This is a genomic window from Kitasatospora nipponensis, from assembly GCF_039528135.1.
Classification (GTDB): Bacteria; Actinomycetota; Actinomycetes; order Streptomycetales; family Streptomycetaceae; genus Kitasatospora; species Kitasatospora nipponensis.
Genome location: NZ_BAAALF010000008.1, coordinates 1 through 15920, shown reverse-complemented (window position 1 = coordinate 15920; position 15920 = coordinate 1). Strand labels below are relative to the sequence as shown.

At 73.3% G+C, this 15920-nt stretch carries 11 protein-coding genes and 2 pseudogenes; 6 read left to right on the top strand and 7 right to left on the bottom strand.

What is annotated here, in order from left to right; translation table 11 throughout:
• Window positions 1-101: 101 nt before the first annotated feature.
• From ABD323_RS04145 to ABD323_RS45900, 5 genes and pseudogenes are all read left to right on the top strand, one after another.
• The gene (locus tag ABD323_RS04145) at window positions 102-1661 is read left to right on the top strand and encodes an ABC transporter substrate-binding protein (protein WP_344439278.1); all 1560 of its coding nucleotides are present in this window, start codon (window positions 102-104) and stop codon (window positions 1659-1661) included.
• Window positions 1646-2656 (top strand): ABC transporter permease, encoded by a 1011-nt coding sequence (locus ABD323_RS04140; RefSeq protein ID WP_425555858.1) that lies wholly within the window; start codon window positions 1646-1648, stop codon window positions 2654-2656. Before ABD323_RS04145 ends, ABD323_RS04140 begins: the two co-directional genes overlap by 16 nt.
• On the top strand, window positions 2653-3489 hold the full coding sequence (locus tag ABD323_RS04135) for an ABC transporter permease (RefSeq protein WP_344439276.1): 837 nt from the start codon (window positions 2653-2655) through the stop codon (window positions 3487-3489). The genes ABD323_RS04140 and ABD323_RS04135 overlap by 4 nt, the downstream gene beginning before the upstream one ends.
• A 77-nt stretch (window positions 3490-3566) precedes the next feature.
• Window positions 3567-4103: pseudogene (locus ABD323_RS45905) on the top strand (ATP-binding cassette domain-containing protein); the annotation flags it as partial.
• 174 nt (window positions 4104-4277) lie between these two features.
• Window positions 4278-4982, top strand: coding sequence for an ABC transporter ATP-binding protein (locus ABD323_RS45900; RefSeq protein WP_425555857.1), 705 nt, complete (start codon window positions 4278-4280; stop codon window positions 4980-4982).
• A gap of 92 nt (window positions 4983-5074) precedes the next feature.
• Here ABD323_RS45900 and ABD323_RS04125 read toward each other — a convergent pair whose 3' ends face one another.
• Together ABD323_RS04125 and ABD323_RS04120 are read right to left on the bottom strand one after the other, a co-directional pair.
• Complete coding sequence (locus ABD323_RS04125) at window positions 5075-6418, bottom strand: sensor histidine kinase (protein WP_344439272.1); 1344 nt, start codon at window positions 6416-6418, stop codon at window positions 5075-5077.
• Window positions 6419-6425: 7 nt separating this feature from the next.
• Entirely contained in the window at window positions 6426-7094 is a 669-nt protein-coding gene (locus tag ABD323_RS04120) for a response regulator transcription factor (RefSeq protein WP_344439270.1), read from the bottom strand.
• An 82-nt stretch (window positions 7095-7176) separates the two neighbouring features.
• On the opposite strand from ABD323_RS04120, the gene ABD323_RS04115 reads away from it, so the two are divergent.
• Complete coding sequence (locus tag ABD323_RS04115; protein WP_344439268.1) at window positions 7177-8784, top strand: hypothetical protein; 1608 nt, start codon at window positions 7177-7179, stop codon at window positions 8782-8784.
• Between the two features lie 157 nt (window positions 8785-8941).
• Here ABD323_RS04115 and ABD323_RS04110 read toward each other — a convergent pair whose 3' ends face one another.
• The 5 genes and pseudogenes from ABD323_RS04110 to ABD323_RS04090 all read right to left on the bottom strand — a co-directional run.
• Window positions 8942-9922, bottom strand: a complete 981-nt coding sequence (locus ABD323_RS04110; protein ID WP_344439266.1) for an alpha/beta fold hydrolase — start codon at window positions 9920-9922, stop codon at window positions 8942-8944.
• Between the two features lie 208 nt (window positions 9923-10130).
• Complete coding sequence (locus tag ABD323_RS04105; protein WP_344439264.1) at window positions 10131-10769, bottom strand: class I SAM-dependent methyltransferase; 639 nt, start codon at window positions 10767-10769, stop codon at window positions 10131-10133.
• Window positions 10770-10955: 186 nt separating this feature from the next.
• Window positions 10956-11555, bottom strand: coding sequence for a cation efflux transmembrane domain-containing protein (locus ABD323_RS04100; RefSeq protein WP_344439262.1), 600 nt, complete (start codon window positions 11553-11555; stop codon window positions 10956-10958).
• Window positions 11556-11668: 113 nt separating this feature from the next.
• Window positions 11669-14125 (bottom strand): putative Ig domain-containing protein, encoded by a 2457-nt coding sequence (locus tag ABD323_RS04095; RefSeq protein WP_344439260.1) that lies wholly within the window; start codon window positions 14123-14125, stop codon window positions 11669-11671.
• A gap of 219 nt (window positions 14126-14344) precedes the next feature.
• Window positions 14345-15920 (bottom strand): annotated as a pseudogene (locus tag ABD323_RS04090) (glycosyl hydrolase); the annotation flags it as partial.

Below are 15920 nucleotides of genomic sequence, written 5' to 3'. Positions count from 1 at the left end.
TCGCCGGACGGCCGGGCCGGCGGACCGGGCTTGCAGGGGATTCAAAACTTAGGATAGGTATACCTAAGTAACTTCTGCTCGACCTGAAACGAGGAACACCTGTGGGCGTCACCAGACGACAGCTGCTGTGGGCCGGTGCCGGTATCGGAGCGGCCGGTGCGCTGGCGGCCTGCGGCAGCGGCACCGGTACGGCGAAGAACGCGGCGCCCTCCGGTGCATCATCCGAACAGCCCTGCAGTGGTGGGACGTTGAGGGTCGGCGCGCTCGGCAAAGCGTCATCCGTCACCCGGGACCCGCACGGCTCGCAGGCCAACGAGAGCGACTACCTGATCCTCAGTCTGATCTACGACACCCTGGCGGTGCCCGGCGAGAGGACCAACACCGCACCGCGCCTGGCGACGCGTTGGCAGCCGTCACAGGACCTGAGGACCTGGAGCTTCACCATCGCCGAGGGCGCCAGGTTCCACGACGGCACCCCCGTCACCGCCGAGGACGTGGTCTTCTCCCTCAAGCGCCTGCGCGCCACCCCGGCCGGCGCCTCCCGCCTGCCGGGCATCAGGCCCGAGGGCATCAGCGCCGCCGACCCGAGGACCGTCGTCCTGGCCTGCGACTACCCCAACGCCGACCTGCCGCTGCTCACCCGCCTGACCACCTTCGTCATCAAGAAGGACACCAAGGACGACGCCATCGCGAGCGCGCCAGGCACCGGCCCCTTCAAGCTCGACTGGTTCCGCGACGGCAACGCCCGCCTGGTGCGCAACGACGACTGGTACGGCGGCACGGTGCTGCTGGACGCCGTCGAGGTGCGGATCTTCGAGAGCCCGCAGGCCCTGGCCAACGCCCTGCTCGCCGGGCAGATCGACCTCGCCTCGAACGTCGGCGCCGTCGCCGCCCGAACCGCCGAGGCCCGCAAGGACGTCCAGATCCTGCGCCGCCCCAACGACATGGCGATGCCGATCGTGATGCGCACCGCCGACGGCCCGTTCGCCGACCCGAGGGTGCGCGAGGCGCTGCGCCTGGCGGTGGACCGCGAGGCGATGGTCAAGCAGGTCCTGTCCGGCTACGGCACCGTCGGCAACGACATCCTGGGCACCGGTGACCCCGCCTTCGCCAAGGACATCCCGCAGCGCGGGCGCGATCTCGCCCGGGCCCGGCACCTGCTCGCCGAGGCCGGGTTCGACACCACCAGGAGCTACGACCTGCTCACCACCGAGGACATCCCGGGCCTGGCCGAGTCCGCCACGCTCTTCGCCACCCAGGCCCGCGAGGCCGGTGTGAAGCTCGACGTGGTCAAGCAGGACTCGAAGGTCTTCTGGGACGAGAGCTGGCTCAAGGCCCCGCTGTACACCACCTACTGGGGCACCAACGACTCGGTGGTGTTCTTCGCCTCCAAGACCATGGTCTCCGAGGCCGGCCAGAACGAGGCCGGCTGGAAGGAGCCCTCGTTCGACGAGGCGTACCGCGCGGCGCTCGGCACCGCCGACGCCGCCGAGCGCGCCAGGGTGCTGCACCGGCTCCAGGAGATCGAGTTCGCCGGGTCCGGCTACCTGCTGTGGGGCATGGCGGACGGCATCGACCTCGCGGGCGCGGCCGTGCGCGACCTGCCCGGGCTCCCCGGATACGGGCGCGTCCAGCTCGAGAAGACCTGGCTGGCCCGTTGATCAGGGCCACCTCCGCCGACGGTGCGCGGGCGCCGAAGGCCCGCTCCGGCCCCGTCCTGAGCGGGGCACGCCGGGCCGCCCGGCTCGCCGCGCGCCGCCTCGCGATGCTCGTCCTGCTCCTCGCCGCGGTGTTCGCCGCCGTCGCGCTGCTGCCGGGGGACGCGGCCGGGGCCACCTCCGAGCGGGGCGCCGGTGCCGCCGAGGTGGCCGCCCGCCGCACCGCCCTGGGCCTCGACCGGCCCGTGACCACACGGTTCTGGGACTGGATGAGCGGCCTGCCCACCGGCGACCTCGGCACCACCGCCCACGGACAGCCCGTCACCACCGTGCTCGCCGCACCGTTCCCCAACACCCTGCTGCTCGGCACGCTCGCGCTGGTGCTCAGCGCGAGCGGCGCTCTGGCGCTGGGGTGTTGGGCCGCCCTGCGGCCCGCGGGGCGGATCGACCGCGCCGTCGCCGTCGCGTGCACCGCGGCGTTCGCCCTGCCCGAGTTCGTCGTCTCCGTCGCCCTGCTGCTCCTGCTCTCGCAGTGGACGGGCTGGCTCCCGGCCGTGACCCTCACCGGCCCCGACGGCGCACCCGCCTCCTGGGACATGCTGGTGCTGCCGCTGCTGGCCCTGGCGATCCCTCAGATCGGCTGGAACACCAGGATCGTGCGCGGCGCCCTCGCCGACCAGGGCGCGCTCCCGCACGTGCAGGCGGCGATCCTCGACGGCCTGCCCCGCCGGCGTGTCCTGACCCACCACATGCTGCCCGGCGCGCTGCCCGCCGTCGCGATCTCCACCGCCACCTCCGCCGGCATGCTGCTGGGCGGCGCCGTCGTCGTCGAGACCCTCTTCAACTACCCGGGCATCGGCGCCGTCCTGGCCGGAGCCATCGCCGACCGGGACACCCCGCTGGTCGCCGCGGTCGTCGCCACCACCGGCGCGGTCATCAGCCTGTTGCTGCTCCTGGCCGACCTCGCCCGCGACCACGTCCTGGGAGCGCACCGATGACCGGCACCACCGACGGGCGCCAACGCCCCTACCGGGCCACGGCGCTGACCCGTGCGCTGCCCGCGCTGCTGCTCGTCGTCCTCGCCGTCGCCGGCCCGCTGCTCGCGCCGCACACCGTCGACCATCCCCTCACCCTCCCCTACGGCACACCCGACTCGGCGGCCGTCCTGGGCGGGGACCTGCTCGGTCGCGACGTGCTGAGCCGGCTGCTGTCCGGCGGCGCCCCGCTGATCGCCACCGCGCTGGCCATCGCCGTCACCCGGACCGGCGCCGCCACCGTGATCGGCATCCTCGCCGCGCTGCGCCCGCGCCTGGGACGCTGGGTGGAGCGCGCCGCCGACCTCGCCATCCTGCTTCCCCCCGTCCTGGGCATCATGCTCGTCGCCCTCGCCTGGCCCGGCGGCGGACGCCTCGCCGTCGGCGCCGCCGCCACCGTCCTCGGCATCCCCTACGCCGTGCGCGTCGTCGCGGCGGCGGCCGCTCCGATCGCCACCACCGGATACGTCGAGAGCGCCGCGGCGGGAGGCGAGCGCCTGTGGTACCTGACGGCCCGCGAGGTACTGCCCAACCTGCGCGCCGCCCTGCTCGCCCTGTTCGGCCTGCGCTTCGTCGAGGGCGTCTACGTCGTCTCCATCGCCGCCTTCCTCCAGCTCGGTCCCCGACCGCCGCAGGCCGACTGGGCCCTGATGATCCGGGAGAACGCCCCCGGAATCATGCTCAACCCCTGGGCCGTCGCCGCGCCGTGCCTGGCCATCGGCCTGCTGGCGATCAGCGTCAACCTCGCCGCCGAAGCCCTCGCACCCGCCCGGCCCACCCCGGAGACCCCCCTGTGAGCAGCACCGTCCCCACCGCCCGGCTCACCGGCCTCACCATCTCCCTGACCGACGGCACCCCGCTGCTGACCGGCGCCTCCCTCACCCTGGAGCCGGGCCGCGTCCACGCCGTCACCGGCCCCTCGGGCGCCGGCAAGACCACCCTGCTGCGCGCCCTCGCCGGCGCCCTGCCACCCGGCGCCACGGTCACCGGCGAACTCACCGTCCTCGGGCACGACATCCTCACCCTCGCCCCCGAACCGCTGCGGCGCCTGCGCCGCGAACGCCTCGCCTACCTCGGCCAGGACCCCGGCTCCGGCCTCAACCCCCGCATGCGGGTGGAGCGCCTGATCACCGAGACCGCCCGCGACAGGTCCCGCACCGCCCTGCTCGACCTCCTCCAGCAGGTCCGCCTGCCCGCCGACCAGCAGTTGGAGCGGCGCCGACCCGCCGCCCTGTCCGGCGGACAGCAACGCCGGGTGGCCCTGGCCCGTGCCCTCGCCCGCCGCCCCGACCTGCTGCTCCTGGACGAACCGACCGCCGGCCTCGACACCGACCTGCGCGACGAGATCGCCGACCTCGTCCGCCGGTTGGCGCACCGCGACGGCATCGCGATCGCCGTCTCCAGCCACGACCCCCACTTCGTCGCCCGCTGCACCGACACCACCCTCGCCCTGCGCGCGGCGCTCCCGCCGCGCGAAACCGTCCCCGGCCCGTCCTGCGCCACCGGGCTGGACGGGACGGACGGGACGGACGGACCGAAGGGGCAGGACGGACCGAAGGGGCAGGTCGGACCGGACCGGGTCGCTGTGCTGACGGTGCGTTCCCTCGGTGCCCACGTCGGATCGGGCCCTACCCGCCGCCAAGTCCTCTCCGGTGTCGACCTCGACATCCGGCGCGGCTCCCTGACCGCCGTCGTGGGGCCCTCGGGCTGCGGCAAGACCACGCTGCTGCGCGCCCTCGCCGGCCTCCACCCGGCCGGCGCCGGCACCCTCGCCCTGGACGGCCGACCGCTGTCGGGCACCCTGCGGCGGCGCACCCGCGACCAGCTGCGCTGCATCCAGCTCGTCCCGCAGAACCCGCTCGGCGCCCTGAACCCCGCCCGCACCGTCGCCGGCGCCCTCACCCGCCCCCTGGAACTCCACGGCAGCACGCCCCGGGAGCAGCGCGCCGCCCGCGTCGCGGAACTGCTCACCGCGGTCGGCCTGCCCACGGACTTCTCCACCCGCTACCCGCACGAACTGTCCGGCGGACAGCGTCAGCGGGTCTCCATCGCCCGCGCCCTGGCCGCCGAACCCGCGGTCCTGCTCTGCGACGAGGTCACCTCCGCCCTCGACGCGGCCACCGCCGACGGCGTCATGGCCCTGCTCGGCGATCTGCGGACCGCCCGGGGGCTGGCCGTCGTCCTGGTCACCCACGACCTCCACCTCGTGGACGCCTACGCCGACGAGACCCTCGCCCTCCCCGGGACCGGGCCGCTGCCGGTGCCGCTGCCGGTGCCGGGCGGACCGTAGCGGTCAGCGCCCTCGACCCGTGGCCCGGTCGGCGGACCGTAGCGGTCAGCGCCCTCGCACCGCCGCCGGCGGCCCCGGCCACGTCCCGTCCGTCACCCCGCGGGAAGCGACACCACGAACCTCGCGCCGTCCGGGGAGGGCGCGAGGGTGATGTCGCCCCCGGCGGCGCGGGCGAGGCGGCGGGCCAGCGGGAGGCCGAGACCCGCGCCGTCGTGGCCGTCGCCCGGGTCGGCGCGGCGGCCCGCCTCGAAGACCGCCGCTCCCACCGACTCGGGTACGCCGCAGCCGTCGTCCGCCACCGCCACCACCACCCCGCCGGGCCGCCGCTCGGACTCCACGGTGATCCGCTGCACCGCGTAACGGCGGGCGTTGTCGAGCAGCGGGGTGAGGATGCGCTCCAGGAGTGCGGCGGGGACCCCGGCGCTCACGCCGTCGCCGATCACGGTGACGGGCGGGGCCGCGGGGTGTTCCTCGCGGCTGCGCCCGGCCAGCGTGCGGGCCACGTCGTCCACGGCGCAGCGGCCCGGCACCTGGTCGGTGCGGGTGCGGGCCTCGGAGAGCAGGGTCTCGCAGATCCGCTGCATCCGGGCCGCGGCGGCGGCGATGGCCTCGTGCGAGGCGCGCTGCTCGTCGGCGTCGCGCGGGCGGGCGGTGAGCCAGTCGGTCTCGGCGGTGATCCTGGCCAGCGGGGTGCGCAGCTCGTGGGAGAGCTCGGCCGTCAGCTGTTGCTCGTGGCGCAGCATCGCGGCCTGCCGGTCGAGGAGCTGGTCGAGGTTGCCGGCGAGCCCCGCGAGTTCGGCGAGGTGACCCTCGGCGCCGAACCTCTGGGTGGTGCCGTGCTCGCTCCACTCGGACGCCTGGGCACTCATCGCGCGCACCGGCGACAGGGCCCGGCCGACCACCGTCCGGGTCACGAGGTAGATGCCGGCGAGCAGCAGGACGCAGAGCCCGATCGAGCCGGCCAGTGCCGACCGGGCGGTGAGGCGGTAGGCGTCCAGGCCGACCGACGCGACGACCGTGCCGACCTGCCGGTCCCCTGCCATGACCGGCAGTGCGTACAGCCGGACGGCGTGCGGTTCGGAGGTGTCCGTGAAGTTCCTGCCGTTTCCGGCCAGGTGGTCCGCCCGGTCCTGGAGCGTGCTCGATGCGCTGGGGCGTTGGACGGCCGTGGTGCCCTGGTAGATCCAGATGCCGACGTCGAGTGCCGTGTCATCGGCCGGCTCGTGCTCCACGATCCGCCCGTCCGGCTGGGCCTCGATGGTCGCGGCCACCGCCGCCGCACGGGTCCGCACCAGGTCGTCGGCCTGCTGGCGCAGGTGCGCGCCCAGCTCCACGTTGAAGACGGCGGTGAGCACCGCGACCCAGATCGCGGTGGTGACCAGCGCGAGCAGGGCGAGGCGGCCGCGCAGGGTGGCGGGGGCTCTCATGATCTTCATATCGTCCTCATGCGAAGCGGTACCCCACACCGCGCACCGTCAGGATCTCCCGTGCGCTGCCCGCCTCCCGCAGCTTGCGCCGCAGGCGCACCAGGTACTGGTCCAGGGTGTTGTCGCTGACCTGGGCGCCTTCGGGCCACCCCGCGCGCAGCAGCGTCCGCCGGCGGACCACCGCGCCGGGTGCCGACATCAGGCAGGCCAACAACCGGAACTCGGTCGGGGTGAGCGCCACCGCCTCACCGCCCGTGGATTCCAGCTCGTGCGCCACGGGGTCCAGCCGCAGGCCGTCGACCTCCACAGCGGGCTCGCGCCGGTTGCGGCGAATCGAGGCGCGGACCCGGGCCGCGAGCTCGGCGAGGTGGATGGGCTTGGCGAGGTAGTCGTCGCCTCCGGCCGAGAAGCCCGACAGCCGGTCGGCCAGCGCGTCGTGCGCGGTGAGGAAGAGGACGGGCGCCTCGAAACCCGCCGCGCGCATGGCGTGGCAGACGTCACGCCCGTCGGAGTCGGGCAGACCGATGTCCAGGACCACGGCGTCCACCCGGTCGTGGACGGCGCGCAGCGCGCCCGCCCCGTCGGCGGCGGTGAGCACCTCGAAGTGCTCCTCGCGCAGGCCGCGGGCGAGCACGTCGCGAAGTCCGTGGTCGTCCTCGACGACCAGCACGCGGTGAGCAGTCATGCGGGCCAGTATTGCCCGGCCGGGGCGCATCCCCGAACCGGTGCTCAGGTTGTGTTCAGGTCCGGGATGCGAGCCTCGCCCCATGGCTACCACCACGGAACGGCTCTCGGCCTCGCCCGACGCCCGACGGATGCTGAACAAGGTCCCCGAGGTCACGATCTGGTTCTGGGTCATCAAGATCCTGTGCACCACGGTCGGCGAGAGCTTCGCCGACTGGATCGACACGACCCTCGGTGTCGGCCTGATCAACACCTCACTGATCTTCACCGCCGTGCTGGCCGGTGCCCTGGGCTGGCAGCTCGGCACCAGGCGCTACGTCCCGTTCGTGTACTGGCTCACCGTCGTGGTCCTGAGCGTGACCGGCACCCTCTACACCGACATCCTCACCGACAGCCAGGGCGTCCCCCTCGCGGTGAGCAGCAGTGTCTTCGCCGTCGTCCTCGCCGTCGTCTTCGGGATCTGGTACGCCCGCGAGCGCACCCTGTCGATCCACAGCATCGTCACCCGTCCCCGCGAGCTCTTCTACTGGCTCGCCGTCCTGGTGACCTTCGCACTCGGCACCGCGACCGGCGACTGGACCCTGGAGCTCACGGGCTGGACCCCGGGCGTCTCCGTGCTCCTTCCGCTCGGGTTGATCGCCGCCATCGTGCTCGCGTGGCGCCTGGGCGCGAGCGTGGTGCTCTCCTTCTGGCTGGCCTACATCCTCACCCGTCCTCTCGGTGCCAACCTCGGCGACTGGCTCGCCTCCCCCAGCGGCGACGGCGGCCTGGGCCTGGGGACGGCGATGACCAGCGTGATCTTCCTGGGCGCGATCCTCGCCACGGTCCTCCACCTCTCCCGAAGCCGCAGCGACGTCATCGAGACCCACACCGCACGCCCCACCGACCCGACGCGCGAGCGGATCATGCTCGGCTACTACGCCGTCGTAGCGGTCGCCGCCGCCGCGCTCCTCCTCTGGGCACACCAGCAGCCGCACGCGGCCGTGGCCGGCGAGGGTGACGCCCCCGCCCCCGCGTCCGCGCCCCTCTCCCCGGAGCAGGCGACCTCCTCGTTCCCCCCAGCCCAGATCGCCACGTTCCACGCGATCACCGCCGACACCCTCGCCAAGCTCGACTCCGGCAACCAGGCGGCCGCGACCGCCCGGATCACCGACCTCGAGAAGGCCTGGGACGACGCCCAGCCCACCCTCGAACCCAAGAACGCACAGGCCTGGACCTTCCTCGACGGCGAAATCGACCACGTCCTCAAGGCCCTGCGCGCCCCCAACCCCGACAAGGCCACCGAAACCGACGCCCTCAACACCCTCCTCACCTCGCTCGGCTCGCTGCCGCAGCAGTCACCCACGACTGCGGCCGGCGCGGCCACCGCCCCCGTACCCACGACCGCTCCCGCCACGACGAAGCCGCCGACGTCCTCGTTCCCCCCGGCCCAGATCGCCACGTTCCACGCGATCACCGCCGACACCCTCGCCAAGCTCGACTCCGGCAACCAGGCGGCCGCGACCGCCCGGATCACCGACCTCGAGAAGGCCTGGGACGACGCCCAGCCCACCCTCGAACCCAAGAACGCACAGGCCTGGACCTTCCTCGACGGCGAAATCGACCACGTCCTCAAGGCCCTGCGCGCCCCCAACCCCGACAAGGCCACCGAAACCGACGCCCTCAACACCCTCCTGACCTCGCTCGGCTGAGCGACGGCGCTTCGGGCGCCGTGCCCGAGCAGCGAAGTGCCCGTCGGCGCGGACCGACGGGCACTCAGGGGCTACCGCTGTGGGCGTCGGCGGGAACGCCGATGGACCGCTGTTCCGACCTCCGAAAGCAGGGCCGGGGTGGGGTGGGGCCGGGGTCTCAGAGCGGGAGGCGGGCGAGCCAGTCGGTCAGCAACTGGTTGACCTCGGCGGGGCGTTCCTGCTGGATCCAGTGTCCGCAGTCCTCCAGGAGGTGGGAGGCGGTCAGTCCGGGCAGCGTCCGGGGGTGGGCGTTGATCGCGTCGCTCAGCCAGGTGGTGGACGCGTCCCGGGTGCCGCCGGCGAAGAGGGAGGGCTGGGCGATGGGGGTGCCGTCGAAGGCGGCGAGGTCCTCCCAGTCGCGGTCCATGCTCCGGTAGCGGTTCAACGCGCCGGTCAGGCCGGTCCGTTCGAACTCGCCCGCGTAGACGTCGAGATCGCACGCGCCGAGCCAGGCCGGCCGGGGACCGGACGGGAACCGCTCACGCAGCGTGCCACCTCGGGCGACGAAGTGCGGGTCGGGAGCGCCGGCCGCCGGCATGGTGTCGGCCGACAGGGCGGCGTAGAAGCCCGCCAGCCAGCCCCGTACGTCGGGTTCGATCTCGGCCTCGGCCCGCCCCGGCTGCTGGAAGTAGGAGACGTAGAACTCCTCGTCCCCGCCCAGTCGCGCGAAGACCTCGCTGGGCCGCGGCCCGCCGCGCGGGACGTAGGGCACGCTCAGCAGGCCCACCGCCCGGAACACGTCGGGCCGCACCAGTGCGCTGTTCGCCGCGATGGTCGCGCCCCAGTCGTGGCCGACGATCACGGCGGAGTGCTCCCCCAGGGCGTGCACCACCGCGGCGTTGTCCGCCACCAGCTCCAGCATGCGGTAGGCGTCCACGCCCTCGGGCCTGGACGACCGTCCGTAGCCCCGGACGTCGACGGCGACCGCGCGGTACCCGGCGGCGCTCAGCGCCGGGAGCTGGTGCCGCCAGGAGTACCAGGACTCGGGGAAGCCGTGCACGAGCAGCACCAGCGGGCCCGTCCCCTGCTCGACCAGGTGAACGCGGCCCGCCGGCGCGGGGACCAGCCGGTGCGTGAAGTCCGCGGCATTGAACGACATCGACCCTCCAAGTCTGGTGATCCGTGGCAACGCTGACGGCCGATGACGTACCGGGCGCGCCCGACGGCCTCGAACCGATCATGCGGGACCGGCCCCACGACCGGGCGGTTCTGTTGCCGTTCCGGCAACAGGCGCAGCGGGGAGCGTCGGCCGGCCCGCAGGTGGGCCGGTGCGTGCCTGGCCGCGGCCGGGGGCGAAGGGCTGGAGGTCAAGCCTGCGCGCGACTCAGGATCCAGACGCCGTAGGCATCGTTGGCAGGGTGCAGCTGGTAGGTGCCCGCCCGGAGGTCGACTCGCAGTCCGACGGCGGCGAGGTCCGCCTCGAACTCCTCCACCGGGTAGGTCCGGGCGTGCGCCGGCGGGTCCTGGAGGTGGAAGCCGACCAGGATCCGGCCGCTCTCGCCGAGCACGTCGCGCATGGCGCCCAGCGCCCGGCGTTCCGTGCCCTCGGCCAGGTAGACGATGACGTTGCCCACGCACACGACCAGGTCGAACGGCCCGTCCTGGGGGCCGAGGTCGAGGAGGTCGCGTTCCTCGATCGGCAGCCCGGGGTAGGTCTCCCGGGCCTGGCGGACCAGTGCCTCGTCGGGCTCGATCGCCACCACGTCGTGCCCTCGCCGCAGGAGCGCCGCGGCCACCCGGCCCATGCCCGCGCCGGCGTCCAGCACACGAGCGCCGCGCGGCAGGAGCGTGTCGGCGAGCCGGGCCTCACCGTCGACGTCCTCGCCGGAGGCGATGAGTTCGGCGAACCGCCGGCCGAAGTTCCCGCTCTGCCCCGCCTCCTGCCAGCGGGTTCGTCGCGTTGTCATCGAGGTGAGCTCTCCGTGCGGCAGCGTGGTCCCGTCCATTCCTCGCATCCTAAGCGTCCCGGGAGTGAGCAGCCCCGCCTCGCGCGGCTCCTGGTGACCGCCGGTGGGCTGGGGCACCCTCACGTCCTGGATGTCGCACACGCACACCTCGCCGCCTGCCGCCGGGTCCACCCGCTCACCGACCACCGAGGCGGTGCGCCTGCCCGAGCGGCCGCCCCGCGGGCGTCAGTGATCGTCGGAGAAGATCTCCCGGACCTCGCGCAGCGCGTAGAAGACGAGGACGTACCCGGCCAGTGGGTCGGCCCACCAGAGGCCGGCGAGGGAGTTGAGGAGCAGGCCGACCAGTACGGCGGCGGCCAGCAGGCCGTCGATCATCGTCACCCGGCCCTCGGTCCGCAGCACCGGGTTGTCCAGGGCCGTACCGGTGCGGGATTTGCCCGTGGCGAGGGCGAACATCACGGCGGCGGTGACCGCGGTCCAGGCGATGCCCAGCGGCGAGTGGTGCGGACGCAGGCCGGCGACCAGCACCCAGGTGGACTGCACCAGCAGGTAGAGGGCCAGCAGCGCGAACCCGACGCCGATCAGCTCGAGCGCGCGCTTCCGGCGCGCCTCGCCGGTGCCGGACAGCTCCCAGACGACCACCGTGGAGGCGCCGATCTCGATCAGCGAGTCCAGGCCGAAGCCGGCCAGTGCCACCGACCTGGCCGCGAGCGCGGCGACGGCCAGCACCACGATGCCGACCACGTTCCACCCGAGGGTGGCGTACTCCAGCGCGAAGCCACGCCGGATCAGGGCCCGGCGGGCGGTGTCGTCGGCGCTGTTCACCGCGCGATTCTCGCAGACCCGACCGGGCCGACCCACGGCGCCCGGGCCCGGCCGCGGAGGGTCCTGACCCCGGGAGGCTCCCGGGGTCAGGACCGGCGGTGGCGCGGCGTGGCTCAGGAGGCGTTGAGCGCGGTGTCGTCGATGACGAAGCTGGTCTGCAGGGACGAGTCCTCGGTACCGGTGAACTTGAGGGTCACCGTCTGTCCGGCGTAGCTGGACAGGTCGACGGAGCACAGGGTGTAGCCGGTGCCCTTGTTGAGGTTGGAGTAGCTGGCCAGGGTGGTGCTGCCGATCTGCAGCTTGAGGGTGTCGTAGGCGGTGGTACCGGTCTCGGCGGTGTCGACGTGGAGGTAGAAGTTCAGCGTCGCGCTGCAGCCGGCCGGGATGGCGACGCTCTGCGCGAGCGTGTCGGTGTGGGTACTGCCGTAGCCGTCCAGCCAGGCCTTCCAGCTGCCGGAGTGGGCGGGCTCGCTGCTGGAGTTGTCGACGACGCCGGCCGAGGCGGTCCAGGGCGAGGCGCTGCCGGTCTCGAAGCCGGGGTTGCCCAGCTTCTGGCCGGGGCTGCCGCAGCCGCTGGCCGGGTTCACGGTCCAGGTGAAGGACGTCGACCCGGAGGCGGTGCCGGAGGAGGCGGTGACCGTCACCGACGAGGTGCCGGCGGTGGTCGGGGTACCGGAGATAAGACCCGCGGCGGAGATCGACAGGCCCGCGGGCAGGCCGGTCGCCGAGTAACCGAGTTGCTTGCCCGCCGAGTCGGTGCCGGCGATCTGCAGCGAGGCCGCGGTGCCGGCCGTGCTGGTCTGGTTGCCCGGGTTGGTCACCGAGACGGTCTCGGTGCCGCCGGTGGGGTTGACCGTCCAGCTGAACGACGTCTGGCCGGACGCGCCGGTGGTGTCGGTCGCCCTGACCGTCACCGACGAGGTGCCGGCGGTGGTCGGGGTACCGGAGATCAGGCCGGCGGCGGAGATCGACAGGCCCGCCGGCAGGCCGGTCGCGGTGTAGGTCAGGGCGGCGCCGCCGGAGTCGGTGCCGGCGATCTGCAGCGACAGGGCCGTCCCGGCGGTGGAGGTCTGGTTGCCCGGGTTGGTCACCGTGACCGTGTTGCCCGGTGCCTGGCCGATCGGCAGGCCGCCGGTCGGTGCGTACATCGCCACGTCGAACGTGCTGCCGCTGGGGGCGTGGGCGACCGGGATGACCGGAACGGCGTTGCCGCCGGCCAGGACGGAGGTGGAGATGTAGTCGCCGAACATCCGGCCCTGGCTGGTGTTCGGCAACCAGGCCAGCGTCATCGGCCCGGCCAGTTGGACGGGTGCGCTCCAGGTGGTGCCGCCGTCGGCGGAGGAGACGTAGCCCGCGTCCAGCTGGCAGGTGGTGTCCGTACAGGAGGCGTTCGGGTAGTAGTAGTACGTCAGGGCCAGCCGGGCGGTACCGCCCGAACTGCTCGGGTCCACGCCGATGCCCGCCGTGAAGTGGTCCACCGTGCTGGTGGCCGCGTCGATCGGCACCCGCACCGGCGCACTCCACGTGGTGCCGTTGGTGGAGGTCGACAGGATGATGTCGTTGCTCGTGCAGTTGGTGCGGAACCGGCAGTCCGACCAGACCGCGTACACCTTGCCGGAGGCGTCGACCTCGGCCGACGGCAGCGGGCTCTCGCGCAGGGTGTCGCGCGGGCCGCGGGGGGCCAGGTGGGCAGCGAGGTCCTCCAGTCCGGCGACCGGGTGGTGCGAGACGGTGGCGATCTGCACGCTGGAGCCCCAGCTCGCGCCGCCGTTGGTGGAGGCGAAGGAGCGCTCGGCGTCCGAACTGGCCGACGAGAACGGCACGACCACGGTGCCGTTGGGCTGCACGACCGGCTGGCCGCCCAGCCCGCTGGGGCTGTCGGCCGGACTCAGCTGGGCGCCCCAGGTCGCACCGCCGTCGGTGGAGGTGCGCATGTGCTCGGCGTCGCCGGCGTTGGCGTCGTCGTACTCGGTGTAGCAGCGGCCGTAGTACGGGCTGGACGCGTGGTCGTCGCAGACCGTCCAGTTCTTGTCGTCGAACGTGCCGGTCGACAGGGCGACCGGGCTGCCCCAGGTGTGTCCGCCGTCGGTGGAGCGGCTGAGCTCGACGTCGACCTCGCTGCCGGAGGTGATGCCCAGCCAGGAGACCATCCAGACGCCGTCCTTGGCGTCGTAGGCCACCGAGGCGTCACTGGCCGCCACGAACCGGCCGCCGGTGTTCGTCGTGGCGGAGGGCATGAACCCGTGCGTCCAGCTCTGGCCGCCGTCACCGGACGTCGCCCATCCGATGTTGGACGCGCCGCCGCCGGAGACCCGGCCGACCTGGAACGCGGAGACGACGGTGCTGCCGTAGGCGAAGGTGTCCGGCTCGACCTCGGTGGCGTGCTGGGCCTGGGCGTCGGCGTACGGATCGCTGCTGACCTGGGTGAGGGCGGGGGTGGTGACCCGGGGCGCGTGCGGGCCATGGGGGGCCGCCTGGGCGCCGGCGGCCGAGGCGGGAGCGGTGAACGCCGTCGCGGCGGCCAGCGCACCAGCGAGGAGGAGGGAGCCTTTTCGAACCAGTCCGGACATGTCTCTCCTGACATACCGAGTGGTACCGGATGCGGTCGGCTCGCGCCGACACGGGGCAGACGGATGCTGGCGCCCCTGCCCCGCGAGGGGAAGGGTCATGGAATGGCGAGAACATGACATGTCGCCTTCTCGCCAGGCCCTCAGACCCGCTGCCCGGGGTGCCCGGCCCGCTCGCGTGAACGGGCCGGGCACCCCTGCGTGCCGGGTGGGACGACCGGATCAGTCGTCGTCGCCCCCGTCCCGGCCGAGGCGGCGCGGGTCGATGGACCAGATGCCGCGACCGTGGGTGGCCGCGTACAGGTTGCCGTCCGGGCCGGTCCGCAGCTGCATGACCGTGGTGGTGGGCAGCCCCTGACCGAGGACCTTCCACTGCGTGGCGCCGGGCGCGCGGTAGAAGGCGGCCAGGTCGGTGCCCAGCGCGAGGGCGCCGTCGGGCAGGATGCGGATCGAGTCGGCGGGGACGTCGGGCAGGTTGGCCGAGACGTCGGTCCAGCTCGCGCCGCCGTCGCGGCTCTCGAAGAGGTGCCCGATGCCGGCGCCGGGGCCCTCCGTCCAGGCCCGGGAGAAGCCGCTGATCGAGACGTAGAGGTGGCTCGCGTTGGCCGGGTCGACGGCGAAGGAGGAGACGTAGCGGTTGGGCAGGGTGCCGTCGACGGGCAGGTTCAGCTGGTGCCAGCCGGTGCCGTCGGCGTTACCGGTGGCGATGCCACGGGTGAAGCCCTGGTTGTTGCAGGGGCCGCACCAGCCGGCGTAGACGGTGCCCCCGGAGGCCGCGACGGCGGTGGCGACGTGGCCCGCGCCGAGGTCGTAGGCGCTGGTCCACTCGGCTCCGCTGCGGATCGCGAAGCCCTTGCTCTGCACCCAGACGTGCCGGCCGCCGGCCACCCAGGTGGCGGGGTTCTTGGTGTCGGTGGTGATCGGGGCGATGAAGCGGGCGGCGTTGGTGGCCTTGTCGGGCGGGGCGACCTCGTACTCCGTGGCCTTGGTCGGGTCGGTGGTCCAGGCGCCGTCGTTGACGCCGCAGTCCTGGGTCACCCACATGTCGAGGTAGACGTACTCCTGGGCCGCGTTGCAGCCGTTGTCCGGGTCGACGATGGTGTCGCCGCCGTCGCCGCCGAAGTTGGAGCCCATCACCTTGTCGCGGGCGCGCAGGATGGACTGGCCGTTGTCCTGCAGACCGCCGCTGACGATGACGCCATGACCGACCGGGTCCTTGCCGACACCCACCGAGTAGTACTGCAGGGTGTCGATGGTGCCGTCGTTGAGGGACTTCCAGTCCTTGGCGTGGCCCTCGGAGTCGACCGCGCCGTTGACCGGGCGGCTGTAGATGCCGCCGTCGTTGCCGACGTAGACCGAGGTCTGGCCGTGGTAACTGCCGATGGCCACGGCGTGCTGGTCGGAGTGGGTGGTCGGCGAGCAGTCGCCGGTCTGCTTGGTGGGGTCGATGCTCCAGCACGGGAAGCCGAAGTTCCAGTACGGGCCCGGGGTGTTCCAGTTGGTGCCGCCGTCGGTGGTCTCGAAGACCTCCTCGAGACCGGCGTAGAGGTGGTCGGCGTTGTTCGGGTCGACCTGGAGGAACTGGTTGTACCAGGACTGGATTCCGGGCTGGTAGCCGTCGCCCTGCAGCGCGGAGCCGGAGTTCTTGAGCTTGTCCTTGTCCGCGATCAGCGTCCACGGACCGTAGGGCGAACCGGACTTGGAGACGTAGACGCCCTGCAGTCCGCTGTCGGGGTTGGTCGCCAGCAGGGTGGGTGACTGGTCGATCGCGTAGTAGCGCGAGCCGTCCGTGGAGCGG